Annotated in this window: 12 protein-coding genes and 1 riboswitch; of the genes, 2 read left to right on the top strand and 10 right to left on the bottom strand. The window is 51.4% G+C overall.

All coding sequences use genetic code 11. The annotated features are described in order from the left end of the window. The 4 genes from thiM to TX85_RS01030 all read right to left on the bottom strand — a co-directional run. On the bottom strand, window positions 1-663 hold a 663-nt coding region (gene thiM / locus TX85_RS01045; RefSeq protein ID WP_233500719.1), incomplete at its 3' end, for a hydroxyethylthiazole kinase. Between the two features lie 17 nt (window positions 664-680). After that, window positions 681-1,370, bottom strand: coding sequence for a thiaminase II (gene tenA / locus TX85_RS01040; RefSeq protein ID WP_044477293.1), 690 nt, complete (start codon window positions 1,368-1,370; stop codon window positions 681-683). Window positions 1,371-1,489: 119 nt separating this feature from the next. Continuing rightward, window positions 1,490-1,592, bottom strand: a riboswitch (TPP riboswitch). A 55-nt stretch (window positions 1,593-1,647) separates the two neighbouring features. After that, a complete protein-coding gene (locus tag TX85_RS01035) occupies window positions 1,648-2,016 on the bottom strand; it encodes a hypothetical protein (protein ID WP_316244862.1) in 369 nt (122 codons plus the stop codon). 81 nt (window positions 2,017-2,097) lie between these two features. Further along, window positions 2,098-3,366, bottom strand: a complete 1,269-nt coding sequence (locus TX85_RS01030) for a sensor histidine kinase (protein ID WP_044477292.1) — start codon at window positions 3,364-3,366, stop codon at window positions 2,098-2,100. A gap of 163 nt (window positions 3,367-3,529) precedes the next feature. On the opposite strand from TX85_RS01030, the gene TX85_RS01025 reads away from it, so the two are divergent. Then, a complete protein-coding gene (locus TX85_RS01025) occupies window positions 3,530-4,771 on the top strand; it encodes a hypothetical protein (RefSeq protein ID WP_044477290.1) in 1,242 nt (413 codons plus the stop codon). A gap of 1,256 nt (window positions 4,772-6,027) precedes the next feature. On the opposite strand, the gene TX85_RS01020 is transcribed toward TX85_RS01025, so the two are convergent. The 5 genes from TX85_RS01020 to TX85_RS27170 all read right to left on the bottom strand — a co-directional run bounded on the left by TX85_RS01020 (window position 6,028) and on the right by TX85_RS27170 (window position 15,513). Next, window positions 6,028-9,549 carry a S8 family serine peptidase gene (locus TX85_RS01020; RefSeq protein ID WP_044477289.1) on the bottom strand — a complete coding sequence of 1,174 codons (3,522 nt, stop codon included), beginning with the start codon at window positions 9,547-9,549 and terminating at the stop codon, window positions 6,028-6,030. 218 nt (window positions 9,550-9,767) lie between these two features. Beyond that, on the bottom strand, window positions 9,768-12,860 hold the full coding sequence (locus TX85_RS01015; RefSeq protein ID WP_044477288.1) for an SbcC/MukB-like Walker B domain-containing protein: 3,093 nt from the start codon (window positions 12,858-12,860) through the stop codon (window positions 9,768-9,770). Then, window positions 12,817-14,019 carry an exonuclease SbcCD subunit D gene (locus tag TX85_RS01010; RefSeq protein ID WP_044477286.1) on the bottom strand — a complete coding sequence of 401 codons (1,203 nt, stop codon included), beginning with the start codon at window positions 14,017-14,019 and terminating at the stop codon, window positions 12,817-12,819. Before TX85_RS01010 ends, TX85_RS01015 begins: the two co-directional genes overlap by 44 nt. Before the next feature lie 50 nt (window positions 14,020-14,069). Next, window positions 14,070-15,203 carry a YecA family protein gene (locus TX85_RS01005; RefSeq protein WP_044477285.1) on the bottom strand — a complete coding sequence of 378 codons (1,134 nt, stop codon included), beginning with the start codon at window positions 15,201-15,203 and terminating at the stop codon, window positions 14,070-14,072. 205 nt (window positions 15,204-15,408) lie between these two features. Then, window positions 15,409-15,513 (bottom strand): V4R domain-containing protein, encoded by a 105-nt coding sequence (locus TX85_RS27170; RefSeq protein ID WP_233500576.1) that lies wholly within the window; start codon window positions 15,511-15,513, stop codon window positions 15,409-15,411. 283 nt (window positions 15,514-15,796) lie between these two features. Here TX85_RS27170 and TX85_RS00995 point away from each other — a divergent pair, with 283 nt between their 5' ends. After that, window positions 15,797-16,120 carry an iron-sulfur cluster biosynthesis family protein gene (locus TX85_RS00995; protein ID WP_044477284.1) on the top strand — a complete coding sequence of 108 codons (324 nt, stop codon included), beginning with the start codon at window positions 15,797-15,799 and terminating at the stop codon, window positions 16,118-16,120. On the opposite strand, the gene TX85_RS00990 is transcribed toward TX85_RS00995, so the two are convergent. Further along, complete coding sequence (locus TX85_RS00990; protein ID WP_044477283.1) at window positions 16,117-17,799, bottom strand: methyl-accepting chemotaxis protein; 1,683 nt, start codon at window positions 17,797-17,799, stop codon at window positions 16,117-16,119. The genes TX85_RS00995 and TX85_RS00990 overlap by 4 nt on opposite strands. Window positions 17,800-17,921: the final 122 nt, after the last annotated feature.

Raw genomic sequence — 17,921 nt, 5'->3', positions numbered from 1 at the left:
CATAAGATCCGGTTCTATAGCTGCGAAGGCTCCGAGCACCGAGGTTAGCAAGCACCCCGTCCCCGTCACTTGTGTAAGCAAAGCATCCCCTCCGCTAATGATCCGGGAAATCCTGCCGTCCGTAATCACATCCTCCTTACCGGTGACCGCAACAACCGAACCGAACTGCTTCGCCGCCTTTCGCCCAATCCCTGCTTGATCAGCACCGCTGTTCTCCCTGGCATCCACGCCTTTGATCGCCAGGTTCTCGCCGAGCAATTGGGCGATCTCGGCGGCGTTTCCGCGCAGGAGCGAGATACGTACTTCACGCAGGATGCGGAGGGACGATTCCGTGCGAAACTTCGTGGCTCCCGCTCCGACCGGATCCAGCAGCACCGGCACCCCTGCAGCGTTTGCGGCTTGACCGGCCACGATCATCGCATCCACCTGTTCCCGGCTGAGCGTCCCGATATTCAATACCAGCGCACCCGCCTGGGCAGCCATGTCGGCCACCTCCTCAGGCGCATAGGCCATCACCGGGGAAGCCCCCAGCGCATAGAGCCCGTTAGCCGTAAAATTGGTCACCACAACGTTGGTCATGTTGTGGACGAGCGGCTTTACCTGCTGCAATTTCGTGATCAATCCTGCGAATTCGTTCTCCGGAATGCTTGAACTCTTGCCCATATTTCTATTCATCATCATCAGTCCTTCACCAAAGTATTCGATTCCACCGGCCATGTCTCCACCCGCCAAGCCATATCCCAAAACATATATTCCAGTTGGCAGCTATGACGGAAATGCTCGGCCATACGCGCCCGTTCACCGGCGGTAGCCTCCGCCGCCAAGCGATCCGCAAGCTCGCATAACCGTTCCGTGCTTCCTCCGGACAGCTTGCCGTAAAATTCGATCCACTCCCGGAACGGGTGAGCTTCTTGTGGCGGCAATTCCGCCATGAGCCGTTGTCCGATTTCGACATACGTCCAGGGACAAGGCAACAAAGCGGCTGCTATTTCGCCGAGACTCCCCTCATGAGCCACCGTCAGCATATGGCGGATATAATGATGCGCCGACGGAGCAAGCGGATCTCCCTGAAGCTTCTCATAGCGCACCCCGGCCGCCTTGCAAAAATTCTGATGCGGATGCACCTCGCTGTGAAGAATAAACCCGATCTGCTCTTGAAACATAGCGATGTCTTCCCGCCGGGAGCATTTTGAAATCGCAATTCCATAGATTCGCATAAACGCATTCAAATATTCATAGTCTTGCTTCACATAATGGATCAGTTGATCCCTGTCCAGCTTCCCCCCGGCTATTCCCCTTACAAAGGGATGCTTAAAGATCGCTGCGAACAAGTCGTCATTTTCCCTCCGCAGTTGCTCGGTAAAGCTCATTTCCCCACCTCCGTCAATCCTTGAATTGGAATAATCAAAATCCACGCGAAAAAGCCGCCCCGATAGCGGAGCGGCTGCTGACTGATCGACGAAGTGCCGATAAATCGGACAAATCGAAAAGTTGACCGGCTCCACTTCCCTACGCTAGTACGAACTAGATCAGGTTCAAAGGGTCCAAGATCACTCTTGTCTCAGCCGCTGCCGGCTCCCCTAGTGGAATTTCTTATTCACTTGGTTATTAATCTATCCATATTTTCCCTGATTGTCAATAAGCCGGCTACTTTTTGTCCACCTGTACCACGGTCACATTTTTCACAGCATACGTGTCTTTGATCTTCTCTTCGGAAATAATCTTAAGCTTGATCAGACTGGAAATCTTGCTGTTGTCCGGCTTGGACAGCATCCGCCACAGCTCCAGATCGGGCAGTGTCTCATATAATCGGTTCTCGTCATATTCTCTTCGCTGCTGGACAATCAGTTTGATCTCATAATTCTCCAGCTCCAAGCGGTTCGAGTCCTGCTCTTTACAGCTTTCTAAAATCTGTTGCCGGAGCTCTGAGAGTTCCTGATCAAGCTCCTTTTGCAGCACTTTGATCTCAAAGTACCGCTCTGCAATTCCATCCAGCTTCTTGTCCTCCACGCTCACACGCCTCACGCTCCTTGCTTCAAGGATATGCGGGCAGCTCTTAAGTTAGGACAGAGAAGGAGCAGCCTCCCAGCTACCCAGCTAGACGGCGTTGGCCGAAGGCTCACAAAGAGGCAGGGTGATGGCAAATTCCGTCCCTTGCCGCGGCTCGCTTCGAACCTGCACGCTTCCCCCCAGCTCCTGGATGACCTGATAAGAGAAGGCCAGCCCCAGCCCGGTACCGGTTGTCTTTGTCGAGAAAAAGACGGAGCCCAGACGCTCAGCCTGCTCCCTGCTCATCCCGATGCCATTATCCCGCACATAGAGAAGGGCCTCGTTATCAAGGGGCTCAAGCGTTAGGGACACAACCGCATTTTCCGTATCATAGCAGGCTTCAATTGCATTTTTAATCAGGTTCATCAGCACCTGCTTAATCTTCTCCGGATTCCCCATCACTCTGCAGACCCCATCCTCATCCTGAAGCTGGAGCTCTACATTGTTCATATTTGCATACGGGCGCATGACATCCACCGTAATTTGCAGAATCGCGTTCAGATTAACCTGCTCCCGTCGGTCGGTGGACGGCTTGGTGATCGCCAGATACTCAGAGAGGATATATTCCGCCCGCTCCATTTCGCTAACGCAAATCTCAATGTATCTGTGCACCTTCTCCTGATTGCCCGAGGCCTCGCTAATCAGCTTCAAAAATCCTTTTACCGCAGTCAGAGGATTCCTTACCTCATGAACCAGCGAGGCCGCAACTTGCCCGATCGTCTCCAGCTTCTCCTTTTGCGCATAGATGATCGACAGATTCTTATCAATCACCGCCCGCTGAAAGAGAGAGAGCAGCAGCCATATTCCTATAAAGTTCAGAAGAGGCACGTAGAGTAAATAAAACAGAAGACTTTCCTGTAAAATATCAGGATTGTATAGATAGAGCATTACTGTCGGAATCAGCGAAATAAGCAGTGCGGAGACCACGAAAAATAACGGTCTTCGTTTCACTCTGCGGTATAGATAACTGAGCAGAACCGAAACCGGGAACGATACCAGAATCGTTCCCATGGCGATCTCTAAGCCAGGTCCCCCTAGGTATAGACGATACACCATGAACCCGGCAAGCAGCACAAAGCCTGTACGAAGTCCCCCGAATAACAGACCAAAGAACAGCAGGATATACCGGGCATCATAGATGAAGCCGTTAACGGACTCCTTGTTGAAGGTCATGGATAAAAAAAGACTGATCCCGGTGGTAAGCAGGATGAACGCTGGGGAATAATTATGCGCCTTGTTACGGTAATACACGTTGTAGCATAAGAACGGCAACAGGGTAAGGAACAATTGCAGAATCATGTCTTTTAAACCGGGCATGTTCATTCACCTTCTTCACCAAACAGAATATAAGACTTCAGACGATTCTACAATCATTAGTTCTTCTGTTTTTGCAGCTGCAACCTTTTTACCCGTTTTTCGTCTGGAAAGTATAGGCATGATTCCAAAAACTACTGGACCTTATAACTGGAGGATCGAAGAGATGAAGAAAATGAACAAGACAATTGCAGCTGTATCCGTGCTCGCGATGACTGCCCTTCCGATCGCGGCATTTGCACAGACTCAACCTGCGGGCACGATTCAACCTATCTCTGCACAGATACAGCCGGAGTCTAAAGTTGTCCCTGCAACCATGGGATTAATCACCGAATTTCAGAATGACCAATCAGGAAAATTCATTACAGTGACCGGCCGAGGCCTTGCCGCGACTGACCAGAGCGAGATCATTCTTTCCATTACTAAAGATACCAAGATCATTGACGCCAAAGGAAAAACGGTGCCGCTGAAAACGGTGATTGATGAAAAGCGGGTTGTCAAAGCCTTTTACGGCCCCAATATTACCAAGAGCCTGCCTGCTCGCGGCACCTTGTTAACCCTGGTTGTTCAAGATTATACGTTCACGGCTGTTGACGGTACGGTAGACTCTCTTTCTAAGGCTGGTTTTCTCGTCAAGGGCACAGACATATACAGTGGCGATGATCAGGAGATCATTCTGAGAGTCGGTGAACAGACCAAGCTGCTGGATCAAAACGGAAACCCGGTCACCGAGGACGAAATTCAAAGCGGGATGACGCTGAGAGCCTTCTATGGTCCGGAAGTTATGGAAAGTTTCCCCGTACAGGCCGTAGCTAGCTATATTCGTGTAAACACGGAGATTGCTGAAGAAAATGAGGCAGAACAAGAAGCGCCGGGTACAGATGGAATTATCACCTCCTATAGCGACGGAAAAATGACCGTGGTCGGTCACCCGCTGGAGCAAGGAGGCACCAATTACATTATTCTAAGCGTGGATGATGCAACGCAGATTGTTGATGAGGAAGGCAATGTATTGAACAAGGAAGCCTTGAAGGAAGGAGCTTACGTACAAGCCCTCTATCCTCAAGTCATGATCATGATCTATCCGGCTCAATCCCATGCCGATAAAATTATCGTGCGAAAGGGAGAAGCACCGAAGGTAGAAGGCACCATTGAAGCTTCAGATTTTGCGGGTGAAGGCAAAGTCTATGTCAATGTCGGCTCCGATTCGGTCAAAGAGAACGACATTGTACTGAATCTGTCCGACGATACGGTGATCATTCCTGTTATCGGCGGAGATACAGTGTTGAAGCCGGGCATGAAAATTACCGCCTTTCACTCCATGGTGATGGCACTCTCTATGCCAGGCATCACGAATGCCGAGGTCATTCTTGTTCAGGAAGACCCATCCGTCTCTCTTCCTGAGTAATAGTTGCTCCACATAGCTGAATTGGAGCGATATCTGGAGTTACTAGCATTGCTTAAAACCGTCTAAAGATTGATTCTGCGTGCCGGGGGTAACGTGTGAAGGTTGCTTTCGATCGCTGTTGCTCGCGGATTTCTTGGATTGAACTAAGCCATTAAAAGGTAGAAATCCACTCACAAAGGCGAACGCTCCGCTTCTGCAGCAACCTTCACACTTATACCCTTGCTACGCAGGCTCTTAGTCCGGCTTTATAGCTGCCGAATGCATGATAGTAGCTCTCACACGGCCCCTTCATGCAGTGGCAAAGCACTGAATCGCTCAATATACATACAGGCTCGTTCTTCCGGCATATGAGGCGCCGGATGACACTGAGACAGCATAATCTTCACTGGAGCGTGACCAGAATGAGGTTGGTCAAGTAGGACAAGTGAAGTTCGAAGCAAAACTGGAATGCCACTCAGACAAGCAATGTTCCGCGCAAGGACCGGAGCGTTGTGACTGCAATTTAATTGCTTTTCAGCACTTATTTCTCCGCATGAACGCTCGCTCCTGCTATTTAATTGCTTTTCGGCGCTTGTTTCTCCGCATGGGCGCCCGCTCCTGCTATTTAATTGCCTTTCGGCACTTGTTTCTCCGCATGGACGCCTGCTCCTGCTATTTAATTGCTTTTCGGCACTTATTTCTCCGCATGAGCGCCCGTTCCTGCTATTTATTGCTTTTCGGCGCTTGTTTCGCTACATGGGCGCCCGCCATAAGCGCCTGCATGTGAGATGGAGCGCAATTCCAGGCACGGTCGATATGCATGCCTCCGGCGAAAAAAGAATCGTGCAAAGTGCTGTGTGTGCTTTGCCCAAGGCTTGCGTGCAGTACCTGCTTGCATGGTACGGGGGACTAGCTTATTTCCATTGCAGCTTATTGCGATGCAGCTTAGGCTTAGTTATGTACCAATTGCATTGTACTTGAACTGCTGAGGCGAAGGTCAGGGCATAAGTGTGGAGTGTTAAAAGCTTTCTGTAAGAAAGCTACTTCGTAAGCATTAAGCGGAGCGTTCGCCTTTGTGAGCGGATTTCTCCCTTGTTAGAACTTAGTCCAATTAAAGAAATCTGCGAACAACAGCAGTCGAAAGTACACTTCACACGTTGCCCTATCTAACTCGTCCTTCGCCTGCCAAGAAATTCGTTGCATGCCAGTCTCTTAACACAAACAGGGCTTCCCGCCAGATCAAGTCTGTTGGGAAGCCCTTTCTCTTTTATCACGCCTTAGTGAACATAAATAACTGCTATTGGCGAAACCTGCACAGGAATCTCATGGCCTGCCCGGTCTCTTAGAAGCACCTTGGACAATTCAATCACATAATAACCTGGTTCGCTTGCCTCAAACGTTAACCTGCCTAGTGAGCCGGAGCCTGAATAGCCGTCCGTTCCTTCCAGGCTGATGAAGTATTCATAACGGGCTGTCGCGCCGCTTCCATCAAGCGGAGTACCAACTAAGGTCAGCGGTGTATCCGGCTGATGCAGTGCCTGGTGCGCTTCGAGCTCCGGCCCCGCCTGAATTCCGGTCAGCGTCAGACTCGTGCTGTATTGAAGCTCTATGCTGGCAGAATAAACGGCTTCAGGAACCGTGAAGAACAGGTCCAGATTGAACGGCTGATGATTGCCGGCAGCTCCGGGAGTGGCTGGAACGACTTGCCCCCCGTAGTTGTATTCAATGACTTGAACCGGCTCAATCGCACCATTGCCTGCCAAATCATACACATACACCTCATATTGATTGCGGCCAGGCTGTACCGGCACCTGAATTGTGAAACGGCCGCCTGCATCAATACTGCCGTCTGACTGAATCCATTCCCCATTCGCATCCTGATACAAAGCAGCCACGCCGATTACATCCCCGTACGCGAGTCCTCTTTGCAGCACGAATAAATCAATAAGCAGATCACTCGTTACCTGTCCGCGAATCGTACCCTCCGGCAATCCGCCGGTGTGCTCCAATTCTCCGAACACCTCCGCAACAGGTGCTCCTGTATCGATTACTAATGGAGCTGCCTGACTCAATAAAGGCTCTGCCTCTTGAAGCGACGTTCCTGCATATGGGACGACAAAATACAGCTCATCCGGGATTGGAGGCGACCAGCCGCTTAATTTATAGCTGTTTGGCGAGAGTCCCTCATCTGCTTCCACAATCGTGCCCAACCATTGTCCAGCTGCCGAGAATAAATCAAGTGAGAAATAAGCCGTATATTCATGAATGGTGAAGGTAATATCCGCTGCATCCTGTACTCCATCCCCATTCGGCGAAATAATCTCCGGCGTTAACGCCAGATCGGATACCACAACCACTTCGGGAGCTTCCCCAACATAGATCGAAATAGGCATCCGAATGATGTGACTGCTTGCCGGATTTGATAGAATGAGTTCACCTTCTGCATAGGTTTCTGTAGTGCCGGCAGGCACAGTCACCGTAACATCAATAGACTGCTCTCCTCCTGCCGGAACGGATACATCATTGGAAGAAACCGAAAGAGAGATTTGCGACTCGCTGTACCACAGGGATTGGACGCTGTAATTCGACGCCACTCCCTCGATATCCTTGATTACCACGCTCTTGGAGGAGGTGCCTCCCAAGCCAACATAGCCATAAGACAAGCTGCCGGAGTAATGTGTGGTTGGCAAATTATGCTCAACCGACTCTGTTGCCTCTTCTGTCATAGCGATGGCCGGGGCGTCCAACACCTGATCCAGTGCGATTCTTCCTGCACCCTGATCCATGTGCGTGTATCGAGCACCGGTACGATCCGTAAGCTTGACTGTATTGTTCATCAGCAATGCCTTAATCTCCGATGGAGCAAGGTCCGGATACTTCTGCTTCAAGAGTGCAACGGCACCCGCCACATGCGGAGCAGCCATGCTTGTTCCATTTTGCGCTTTATACCAGCCCTCATACTCCGGCACACTGGATAAAATAGATACACCCGGAGCCGAAATATCCGGCTTCAGATCGAAGGACGGCTTTGACGGACCTCGCGCACTAAAGCTTGCTATCGTATCCTGCTCTATGGTCTGGTCGAAATTAACCTTGACCATACCTGATGCCAGAGCCGAAGCTAGTTGGTCGCCATAGACGCCTGACAAGGCATAGATTGGAATCGTCACATCCGTGCCGCCCAACGTCCCGCTCTCCAGCGCTTCCGGTGAATTGTTGTAAATAATCGCTGCCAATGCCCCCGACTGGATAGCATACAAGGCCTTATCTGCGAAGGAAAATTCGCCCCGTTTGATCAAGGCGATTTTACCCGTCATATCCTTGCCTTCATAATCTGATTCATATCCAAGCCCAACGCCCACTAATTCATACGTATCAGTCAATGCCTCAATTCCGAAGGACTTATCGAACGTCTCAATAAAGAAGCTGCCAACCAGATCTTCCTCCGCTGTTTTGGCCTGCATAATCGGTGTTAGCAGCGGCGGTTTTGATGCTCCTACAGTAATCGCCATTTCCGCACTTCCCGGATCAGCGACAGACGCTTCATCCGGCCCGGAATTGCCCGCGGCGACCACGGCAACGACACCGGTCTTCACTGCATTATTAACCGCAACCGAATCGGCGGACCGCTCATTATTCGACTGAGAGCCGAGCGAAAGATTAATAATATCCATCCCATCTTCAACAGCCCGTTCAATCCCGGCAATCACGTCTTCGGTCGAGCCATTGCCGTAAGGACCAAGCACTTTATAGGCGTATAGCTCCGCTTCCGGCGCCACGCCGGCAACCGCCCCTTCTCCCGGGATACCGACTCCTTGACCGGCCACGATCCCGGACACATGCGTTCCATGGGAGGTGTAGTAAGGCTTTCCTTTCTCATTCACCTCCGGAATCGACGGGTCCGCAGCCTGCGCTTCTTCAAATTCCTGCTTCGTTGTCTCATAAGGCTCATAATCCTCATTCACGAAATCATAGCCCCAGTATCCGGAAGGATTTACTACCGCCCCCGTCAGATCAGGGTGATCATAGGCAATTCCCGTATCGATGACCCCTACCTTGATGCCCTCTCCGCGAATATTCTCCGCCCATAATAACTCGCTTCCGATAAAGCTTGTACTGCTTGGCGGTTGAAGAACAGCTTCTGCAGTCTCTCCTATATCGGTTGCAAATACCGTGCTATTGGGATAAATCGCCTTCACGCCGGGCATTTGCAGCAGTTCATCGACACGGTTCGCCGGCAGATTCACGACTATCCCATTGAATACACTGGAATACTCGCGTCCAAAGTTGACCGGCAACCGGTTCAACGCTGCTTTCTTGAATGCTTGCTGCTCCAGATTGATCTTCACCTTCTGGGCTGCTCCTGCCGAGGCGCCGGAGGAGCTGCGCTGCTGGATTTGAGCTTGTCCGGCCTCAACTACCTTGGCCGGCTCTTCCTGAAGTTCTACGATGACAGAGGCCTCTTCAGCAAGGTCTGAATGCGGGACGTAATTCTGCGGCCCTTGCCGGGAGATGCCTTGTTCCTGGCCTGCTTCCAATGGTTCAAGGGCAAGCGGTCCGCCTATATCGGCAGAATGACGGAAGGATTTGGCCTCCGCCCGCTCCCTCTTGCCAATCTCGATCCCGGTCTGTTCAAAAGAAAGTGCAGCATCCGAAGCGGTTTCCGGTTGAAGCCTGGACTCAACCTTCCTCCCGTCATGATCCAAATAGACGGTTCCTTCTTCAGCCCTAACGCCTGGCATCAAAAGCGTAAATGCCAGCATAAAGCTCATCAAACCTGCGACTGCTCTCCTCTTCATCATCTCATCTCCTCTTGTTCTTTAATTAGTGATGTCAAACAAGATGTCGATGATTAATTCATTCGCCATAATCCATAAATTTCCTTTTAATTTTTATGATTTTTTTGAAATATTTAATTTTTGTTACATAATATTACATTCTATGATAAAAAAAGCTCGCCCTATCCTTTATTACTTGGACAGGACGAGCTTAAGCAGCCTATTGTTTCAGCCTCGAGCTACCTAATGAAAAATTGGGTATAGCTGTGTCCATCCTTGGTCTTCTTGACCTCAAGAATGGCAGGAATGGCCTGTTTTAACTCCTGGACATGAGAGATAACGCCGATCATTCGGCCCGTCTGTTGCAGGTCAATCAGGGTATCAATGGCCTTGTTCAAAGACTCTTCATCCAGTGAACCGAAGCCCTCATCAATGAACATGGTTTCAAGCGATATTCCGCCCTCATAGGCCTGGATCACGTCAGCCATGCCCAGTGCAAGACAAAGGGAAGCATTGAACTTTTCTCCCCCGGATAACGTCTTCACATCCCGAAGCTGGCCGGTATAGTTATCATAGACATCGAAGCCTAGCCCGCTTTGCTTGCCCCGCTTCTCCATCCGGTCACTACGGATGAGATAGTATTGTCCCCCTGAAATCCGCTGAAGACGTTGATTGGCCTGATGAATAATCTGCTCCAGAAACTCCACCTGAAGATAGCGCTCAAAGGACAGCTTCTTGCTGTTCTCCCCGCGAATCACATCATGCAATCCACGGACCAATTGATATTCCCGTTCAGCCTCCTGCCACTTGGCTTCAGCGCCTTGAATCTGTTCCCCGCTCTCCAGACATTTCCTAAGCTTCTCTCCGGCATCCATCGAGCCTGCCCGGGTTGCTTCGATCCGCTGCTCCAGCTCCTGCATCTGCTCCTCCAATCGGGAGAGCATCAAGCGCTCTTTACCGGCTAGCTCTGCCGATAATTCCTCCAGCCGTTTGCGGTTCAGGGCAACCTCCGACTTATACTCCTCAAGCTGCTGCTGCAGCTCCAAGAACGTCGATTCCGGAAGCTTGGCTTCCTTATACCGTTCTTCGGATGCAAAGCCTGCCCGCTCCAATGCTTCATAATAGCTGAGCTGCGATTTTTTACAGGCCGTCTCCGTGTCGATCTTCAACCTCTCCGCATGCTTACGGGTCTCCGTTGCCTGCAACGAGCGGTCCTGGGCTTCGCGGTAGCGTCTTTGCGCTTCCTGCCAGGAAGCCTCCAATTGCTGCTTACGCTGTTCGGCTTGCAGGATGCCTTGCTTTAATTGCTCCAGGCTTCTTAATTCCTCCGGCACCTCGGTCAGAAGCTGCTCCAGCAAAGCCGACTCGCGGGCAAAGCCTGTCCGCAGCTCTCCCCACTGCTGCTGCAACTGCTCGCGCGCGGTGCGGGTATCCTCCTGGCTGCGTTCTAGCGCAGCAAGCTGCTGCTTCCTTGCTGTCAAGCTGGCAAGCTCTTCCTTCAGCTGCTTCTCTTCTTCCGCCAGCTGCTTCCCTTGTTGAACAAGGCGCTCAAAGAGACGCTCCAATTGATCCAGGGAGATTCCCTGCTCGCGGGCAAGCGCCTCCTTCTCCTCCAGCTGCTGCTGCAAAGCCTTTCGGCCTGCCTCTGCCTCCAGATACTTCCGCTCGGCATCTGAACGTGCCTGGCGCAATCGCTCCAGCTCTTCGCGATCCGGAATATCTTGCTGCGTCTCCGCTTTCTGAGGATGCTCTATACTTCCGCAGACCGGACAGGCCTCTCCCAAATGAAGATGACGCGCCAGCAGCCCGGCCTGTCCTCCGATCCAGCGCTCTTCAAGCTTCCTGTAAGCCTGATCCCCTTGCTCGAACGCTTTACGCAGCTCGGTTTGAAGCTGTAGCTGGCCCTTCAACGAAGCGTTCAGCTTCGTCAGCTCCTGAATCAGCTTGGCTTGCTCCCTTAGCAGCCGGAGCTTATCGGTTACAGCAGGAAGCTCCGCCGTTCGCGCTTCACTGACTCCGATCTCTTCACTAAGCTTCTGACGATCCCGAGTTAATCCTTCCAGAATCCCCTGCTGCTCCTCCAGCTTCCGTGCTCCTTGCTTCACCTCGGCATCCAATTCACGAACAACCTGCTCCTTCTTTCGAAGCTCCTCGACCTTTGGCAAATAGCCCTGCAGACGCTCAAGCTCACGTGCTTGATCCTCCCGGACCTTCGCAAGCTGCTCCTCCGCTTTGAAGACAGTCTCCGCTTCACCCAACTGCTGCTGTGTCTGATGAAGCGCAGTCTCTGCTTCCGCCAGCAGCTTTGTTCTGCGAGCAAGCTCGTCGACCGCCTCCTGAACATGCTGCTCATGCACCCGAAGCTGCACGGCTTGAGTTGCCAGCTTCAACCGCTGCTCCAGCTCCTGCATAGCCGGCTCCTCAGCCAGCAGCTGATGGAGCTTACTAGAAAGCTGATCCAGCAGATCAAACTGTGCATTCAGCGCTTTGGCCTGATGATAATGTTCTGCCAGCTGCTTGTGCTGAGCCGTCTCCTGCTCCAGCTTGCCTTTAAGCTGCTTCGATAGCTCTTCGTAATACAGGACTTCTTCACCAAGAGCCTCAAGAACCTGATGCGCATTACAGAATTCCTGCTGAAATACATGCTCAAGCAATGAGCCTTCTCTTACCGGAATCATCTTTTTAATATGATCGATATAGCCATCCCGTGTCTGCTGCAGCGCCAACCCAATCTGCTGCATTTCCTTCCGCTTAACATTCAAATGATCGGCGACATGCTTGTAGATCCCGGTCCGGAAAATCCGCCGCAGAATCTCTTCCTTATCCTCGGTCTCCGAGGTCAGCAGCTTGCGGAATTCGCCTTGCGGCAGCATGACGATCTGGCTGAATTGCTCCCGGGTCAGACCGATCAGCTGCCTGATCTTGTCGTCGACCTGAGTGACAATAAAACGGTCGGTCAGCGGAACAGGCTCTCCGCCGGAAAGCTGATACAGCTCGTAACGGTCTCCTGTAGCCCCTTTGTTTCCTTCTTTCACATGGGCGAGTTGCCGGAATACCCGGTACACTTGCCCCTTCAGCTCAAATTCCAGCTCTACCGAGGTGTGCACCTGATCCTCTGCAAAATGGCTGCGCAGCATCCGGCTGTCATTGCGGTCCTCTCCACTGGCGCTTCCATAGAGCGCGAAGCAGATCGCATCGAAGATCGAGGTTTTACCGGCCCCCGTATTACCGGATACCACGAACAGACGGTTCTCCGCCAATTCGCCAAAATCGATAATCTCGGTATCCTTATACGGCCCGAACGCCGTCATCGTCAGTTTGATGGGCTTCATGGCGCTCCCCCTCCTCCAGTGCAATTTCCCGCAGTGTCTCCATCAATAGCCTCTCTGTATCAGAGGATGGAGGACTTCCCGTCACATCCTCATAGAAAGCCTTAAAGAGCGATAAGCCGTCCATCTTGGCTCTTACGGAGGTGGAGCCGCCCTCCCGGATCCCGGCCAATTGCTCCAGTTCCGGCTTCCGCTCAACGTGCATAGCATTCGGGTAGACAGCGCGGATCCGTTCCATCGGCGATGTGACCGCCGCTTGATCCAGCAGCCGGACGAAGACATAATCCTCGTTGACTGGATGGCGCTCCAGGTCTGCGATGAAGCCCTCTACCGCACGCATATCGCGGCGCGGCAGCAGCTCTCTTTTCTCAACGGATACCTTGCCCTCCGCATCCAGTTCCACCATCAAATATCCTTTCTTGTGATGCTCCTCCGAAATGGAATACTTGAGCGGTGACCCTGCATATTGCACATGCTCTCGCCCAACAAAATGAGCCTGATGAAGGTGGCCCAGCGCCGTGTAATGGAAGCCGTCAAAGTGCGCCGCACTGACATGCTCCGCTCCGCCAATCGTGAGAGGCCGCTCCGAATCGCTTGTATTCGGTTCCGCTTCTCCGTGAGGGGTCACGAAGGCATGTCCCACAAGCACATGTCTTGCCGCCGGATCCATCTCCTCCCGAATTCGATCTGTAATCGCCCGCATCGCATCGTGATGGGAGCGTACCGATTCATCGCCGGTCATAAACCGGACAATTCCAGGCTCCGTATACGGCACCAGATGAAAATCCACCGGGCCGAATTCATCCTGAAGCCGCGCCGTCTGAACCGGAAGCGTAAGCTCCCCGGCCATATGCAGCCCGGAAGCACGCATAATCCGGTTAGCGAAATTCAGACGTGCCGGGCTGTCATGATTGCCTGCAATCGCCAGAACGGGAACCTGAAGGCGCAGCACGATCCGCTCCAGTAATTCATCCAGCAGCTGAACCGCCTCTGTAGGAGGAACTGCACGGTCATACAAATCCCCGGCGATGATAACGGCATCCGGACGCTCCGTCTCGATCACGCCCAGCAATTTCTCCAGCACGAACCGTTGATCCTCGGTCATGTAGACACCCTGTACCAGCTTGCCGAGGTGCCAATCTGCGGTGTGAAGTATTTTCATAATTCAAACCTCCATCTCGCCAATTTCTTCATCTTGCTCCTCATGCATGTCTATCCTTTGCCGCAGCATTTCTTATACTTCAAGCCGCTGCCGCAGGGGCAAGCATCATTGCGGCCTGGCTTGGCGCTTGTCGCCCTTGCCCCCGGACGCTCCAGCTCCTTGAGCGTATGTCCGCCTAGACGCCAGAGGCGTGTCGTCTTCTGAATATCCTTCAGCAAGCCCAGAACCTCCTCGCCCTGCCGCTGATGCTTGAACACGATATCTCTTCGCTCAAATTCTTGCAGCAGCGCCTCAAGCGGCTCCTCCATCGTACAGAGCATTTGAATATCATCCGTCAAATCCTCTGCAGTAACCTCGTCACATGCCATCCGGTCCTGAACATAAACCTTAAGCGCCTCAAGCTGCGGCGTAACTTCAAAATATCCTCCGTCCGCATAGTTCATCAGCATTTCCTGCTCGGGAATGTAGTGCGGTCTTCCTTTCGTCTGAGAGATCAACTGCTCCAATGTTCCTGCTTCCGCATGGTGCACAAGGCTGGAATCAACGATGAAGCCGCGCGCTCTGACAAATTCCTGCTCTCTCCGCAACAGGAAGGAGACGGCCTCCTCCATCTGCTGGAGGTTTATCTGTTCTGATGGATGATGCCGATTGAGCATCTCCGTCAGGCTCTCCACGGTAAAGATGCCGTAGAAATGCGTCATTGCCGTGAGATACTTGAAAATCAGCGACATGCTGCTCCGATTCATTTGGAACACTTCATCGTTCAGACGCGTATAGGTGGCCTTGACCTCCTCCGGCATAACCATAACAACCTGAGCATCATGGAAAAATGTAAACACGAAACCGTGCTCCAGCAAAAAACGGTAGTAACCATAAGGAACTCGCTGAACGGATAATTCTTCTACGCGATAAGCATCCTCAAATACAGCCCATTCTTGTTCATCCAGGATCAGCAAGTGGTTAGCCAATTGATCCGGATCCTGAATTGCTTCTTCTATTGCCGTAAGCTGTTCTTCCTTGGATGTCCGGGCCCGGCCCGAGGTTTCGTGCGCCTTGGCGAGTGCGGACAACCTGCCCCGGTTCCATAGCTCCAGACATCCCCGCAGGGTATGCTGAGGGACGCCAATAATGGCCTGCTGTATATTCAATTGCTCGATCGATTCTTCAATTTCATGATTTAACAACCAACTTACCTCCATTACATAGACTGACTCCAATCTCATTATTCTACCACGAATCCCTCTTCCCTCCATAAGAGGCAGTTCAAAAAGTCATCCTTGTGATCAAGGAGCAGTAGAAAAAAAGCAGCCTCCTGTGCAGGTTAGCCACAGTTGACTGCCATTCCTATTAAATAGTGCATGTTCAAAAAGGGGCTTTTTGAACAACCCTTTATAGCCGGACTTCATATTCGCAGCATTCGTCCCCATTTACATTACACTTGATCTCCTTGACATTCACCGCTTTATTGAAAATCCGGCTTAAGGCCCCCTCCATTATGGCACCTTCCAGATCGAGACAAGGCTTTCCTCAAGCTCGGGAAGTCCTTTACAGAAGCAATCCTCCACCGCAATATGTAAATCCTTGAATGGAATCCCCAGTCTCACGTAAAATACTCATAGCTCTTTTCTCCCTTTCTGTATGGATTTCTTTACATTGTAAGGGAGCCTTTAAAGGAGCACGTGACTGGAATCACAAATGAAATCGGACAATCATGTTATTTTAAATTAAATTTGAAATATCGTTGAAATTGGCCTCAAGAAGGGAGAACTATTTGGCTATGAAAATTTCCTTGCATTTTGATTCCCATTCTGAGGCTCGGCTGCACGAGCTTCAGGTTCAGACTCCGTCCGTGTTCAAGCTGTTATATGACACCGAGGACTGCGGCTGCAACGGAGTTCCCGCTATACAGATTATCCAGCAGCCGCTGGACACCGATTTGCCCATTGACGCGGCCCCCTTCACATTTGTGGTCGATCAGCAGCAAGCCTCCCTGTTTGATGCACAGATGCAGCTTGAAGCGAACCTTCCGCTTCCTACCTTTAAGCTTAGCAGCCCATCGGGCTTGTTCAGCAGCAATGTCCGGCTGCAGGATCTGCGTTAAAACTTGAACTGCCCCGTTAATTCCTCCATCTCCCGGACGACCTCGTTCAGATCATCGGTCGAATGGGAGATCTGCTCCATCGTCGCCAGCTCCTGTTCAATGGAAGCTGAGATTTCCTCCGTAGATGCCGTCGATTCCTGTGTAATCGTTGCAATGCTATGCATTGCCAGAACCGTACCGTCCTTATCCTGATTCAGCTGATTAATTCCCCGGACCAATACTTCAATGCCTTGAATAACTTCGGCCACCGAATGTTTAATCTCGCCAAAGGCTTGTCCGGTATCTGCGGAAGCCTCCGTCGTTCTGCGGGCAAGGCGAGTACCCTGATGCATGTGATTCTGCGTCTTCACGATAGCTCCGTTCACCTGCTGTACAACCCCTTCGATATTCTGAACAGAGCTTGCCGTCTGCTCAGCCAGCTTCCGAATCTGATCGGCGACTACAGCAAAGCCTCGTCCCTGCTCGCCGGCTCTGGCGCTCTCGATCATCGCATTCAAGGCCAGCAGATTCGTCTGCTCGGATACAGCTCTGATCACTGCGGTAATCTCTGTAATCAATTCCGACTTGGATGCCAGTTCATCCATTTCCTTTCCGATCTCCAGGGTCAGTGCTGCATTGTTATCTACAGCCTGCTGAAGCTCCCGGACACTATTCATACCGGAAAGACTCGCTTCGTCGACTTGCTCAATTCGAGCCTTCATCTCTTTGGCTCGATCCGTCAGCCGAATAATCTCATCGGCCAACGTCTGTAACCGATTCAAGCCCTCCTGAGAGTAGTTCGCTAGTTCTCCCGCCCCGGCAGCCAGTTCATCCGTAGCTCTTGAAATTTCCTCTGTCGAGCTGGCGCTCTCACTGATAACGGAGCTCAGCATGTGCGAGTTGTCTGCAATCTGCTTCGAGCTGCGCTGGATATTCGTCACCAGGACTCCCAGCGTTTGTCTCATATTAGCCAGATCCCTGGACATCACTCCGATTTCATCCTTCTGTTTGAATTGAAGCTCACAGGTGAAATCGCCTTCCGCATATTTCTTTAATTGCTGCGACATACGGGTAAGCGGCTGGATAATTTTCTTAGCGGCAATGATCCCGATCAATACGGCAACGATCATAATGACCAAGGAAATCGTAAGCGTCCAGACGAACGATTGCCGGATTTGATCATACATATTTTCCAGAGAGATACCGACATTCAGCACACCGGACAGCTCCTGATTATATGCGAAGTCCGTTGAAATACTATATACCTTCTCACCCGAGGGCATTTGCAGAATCGTCCCAATCGCTTCCTTATTCTCCACTACCTTCGCAACACTGCTGTGAGCGGTTGTTGAGGCTGCCGAGGTTGCATCTCCTTGGCTTGCCGATTGGCCTTGGTCCAGCTGGCTGTTATCCGAAACAATCAGATTGGAATTCGAATCCGACAGAGATACGTAGACGATGTTGCCTCCGCTGTCCTCTTTGATCGATTGGAATATACTTTGCAGATCCCCCGGATTGAGAATCTCGTCCTGAATGACCGCGCGCTTGATATTGGCGACAAGTGTGCTGCCGTCATCCTTCATCTGTCGGGTCACGGATTGTTGAATTTCAAAGGATGATATGGCGGTAAAAGAAATCGTGCATGCCGAGATCAGCACGACGATAATAAGCAATATTTTTCCGGTTAACGATTTAAACATATTTTCGAATCTCCTTCTTCATCAGTTCTGTACCATTTTCAATGAAATTTCATAAAAAAACTGTGATTTATATAATACCTGATCTGGCATGCCGTAAATAAAGGGGCTGTCCCAAAACCATC

The sequence above is a fragment of the Paenibacillus antibioticophila genome (genome assembly GCF_000455265.1).
In the GTDB taxonomy this organism is placed as follows: Bacteria; Bacillota; Bacilli; order Paenibacillales; family Paenibacillaceae; genus Fontibacillus; species Fontibacillus antibioticophila.
The sequence above is the reverse complement of the archived record's forward strand: the minus strand, read 5'-3'. Positions and strand labels throughout refer to the sequence as shown.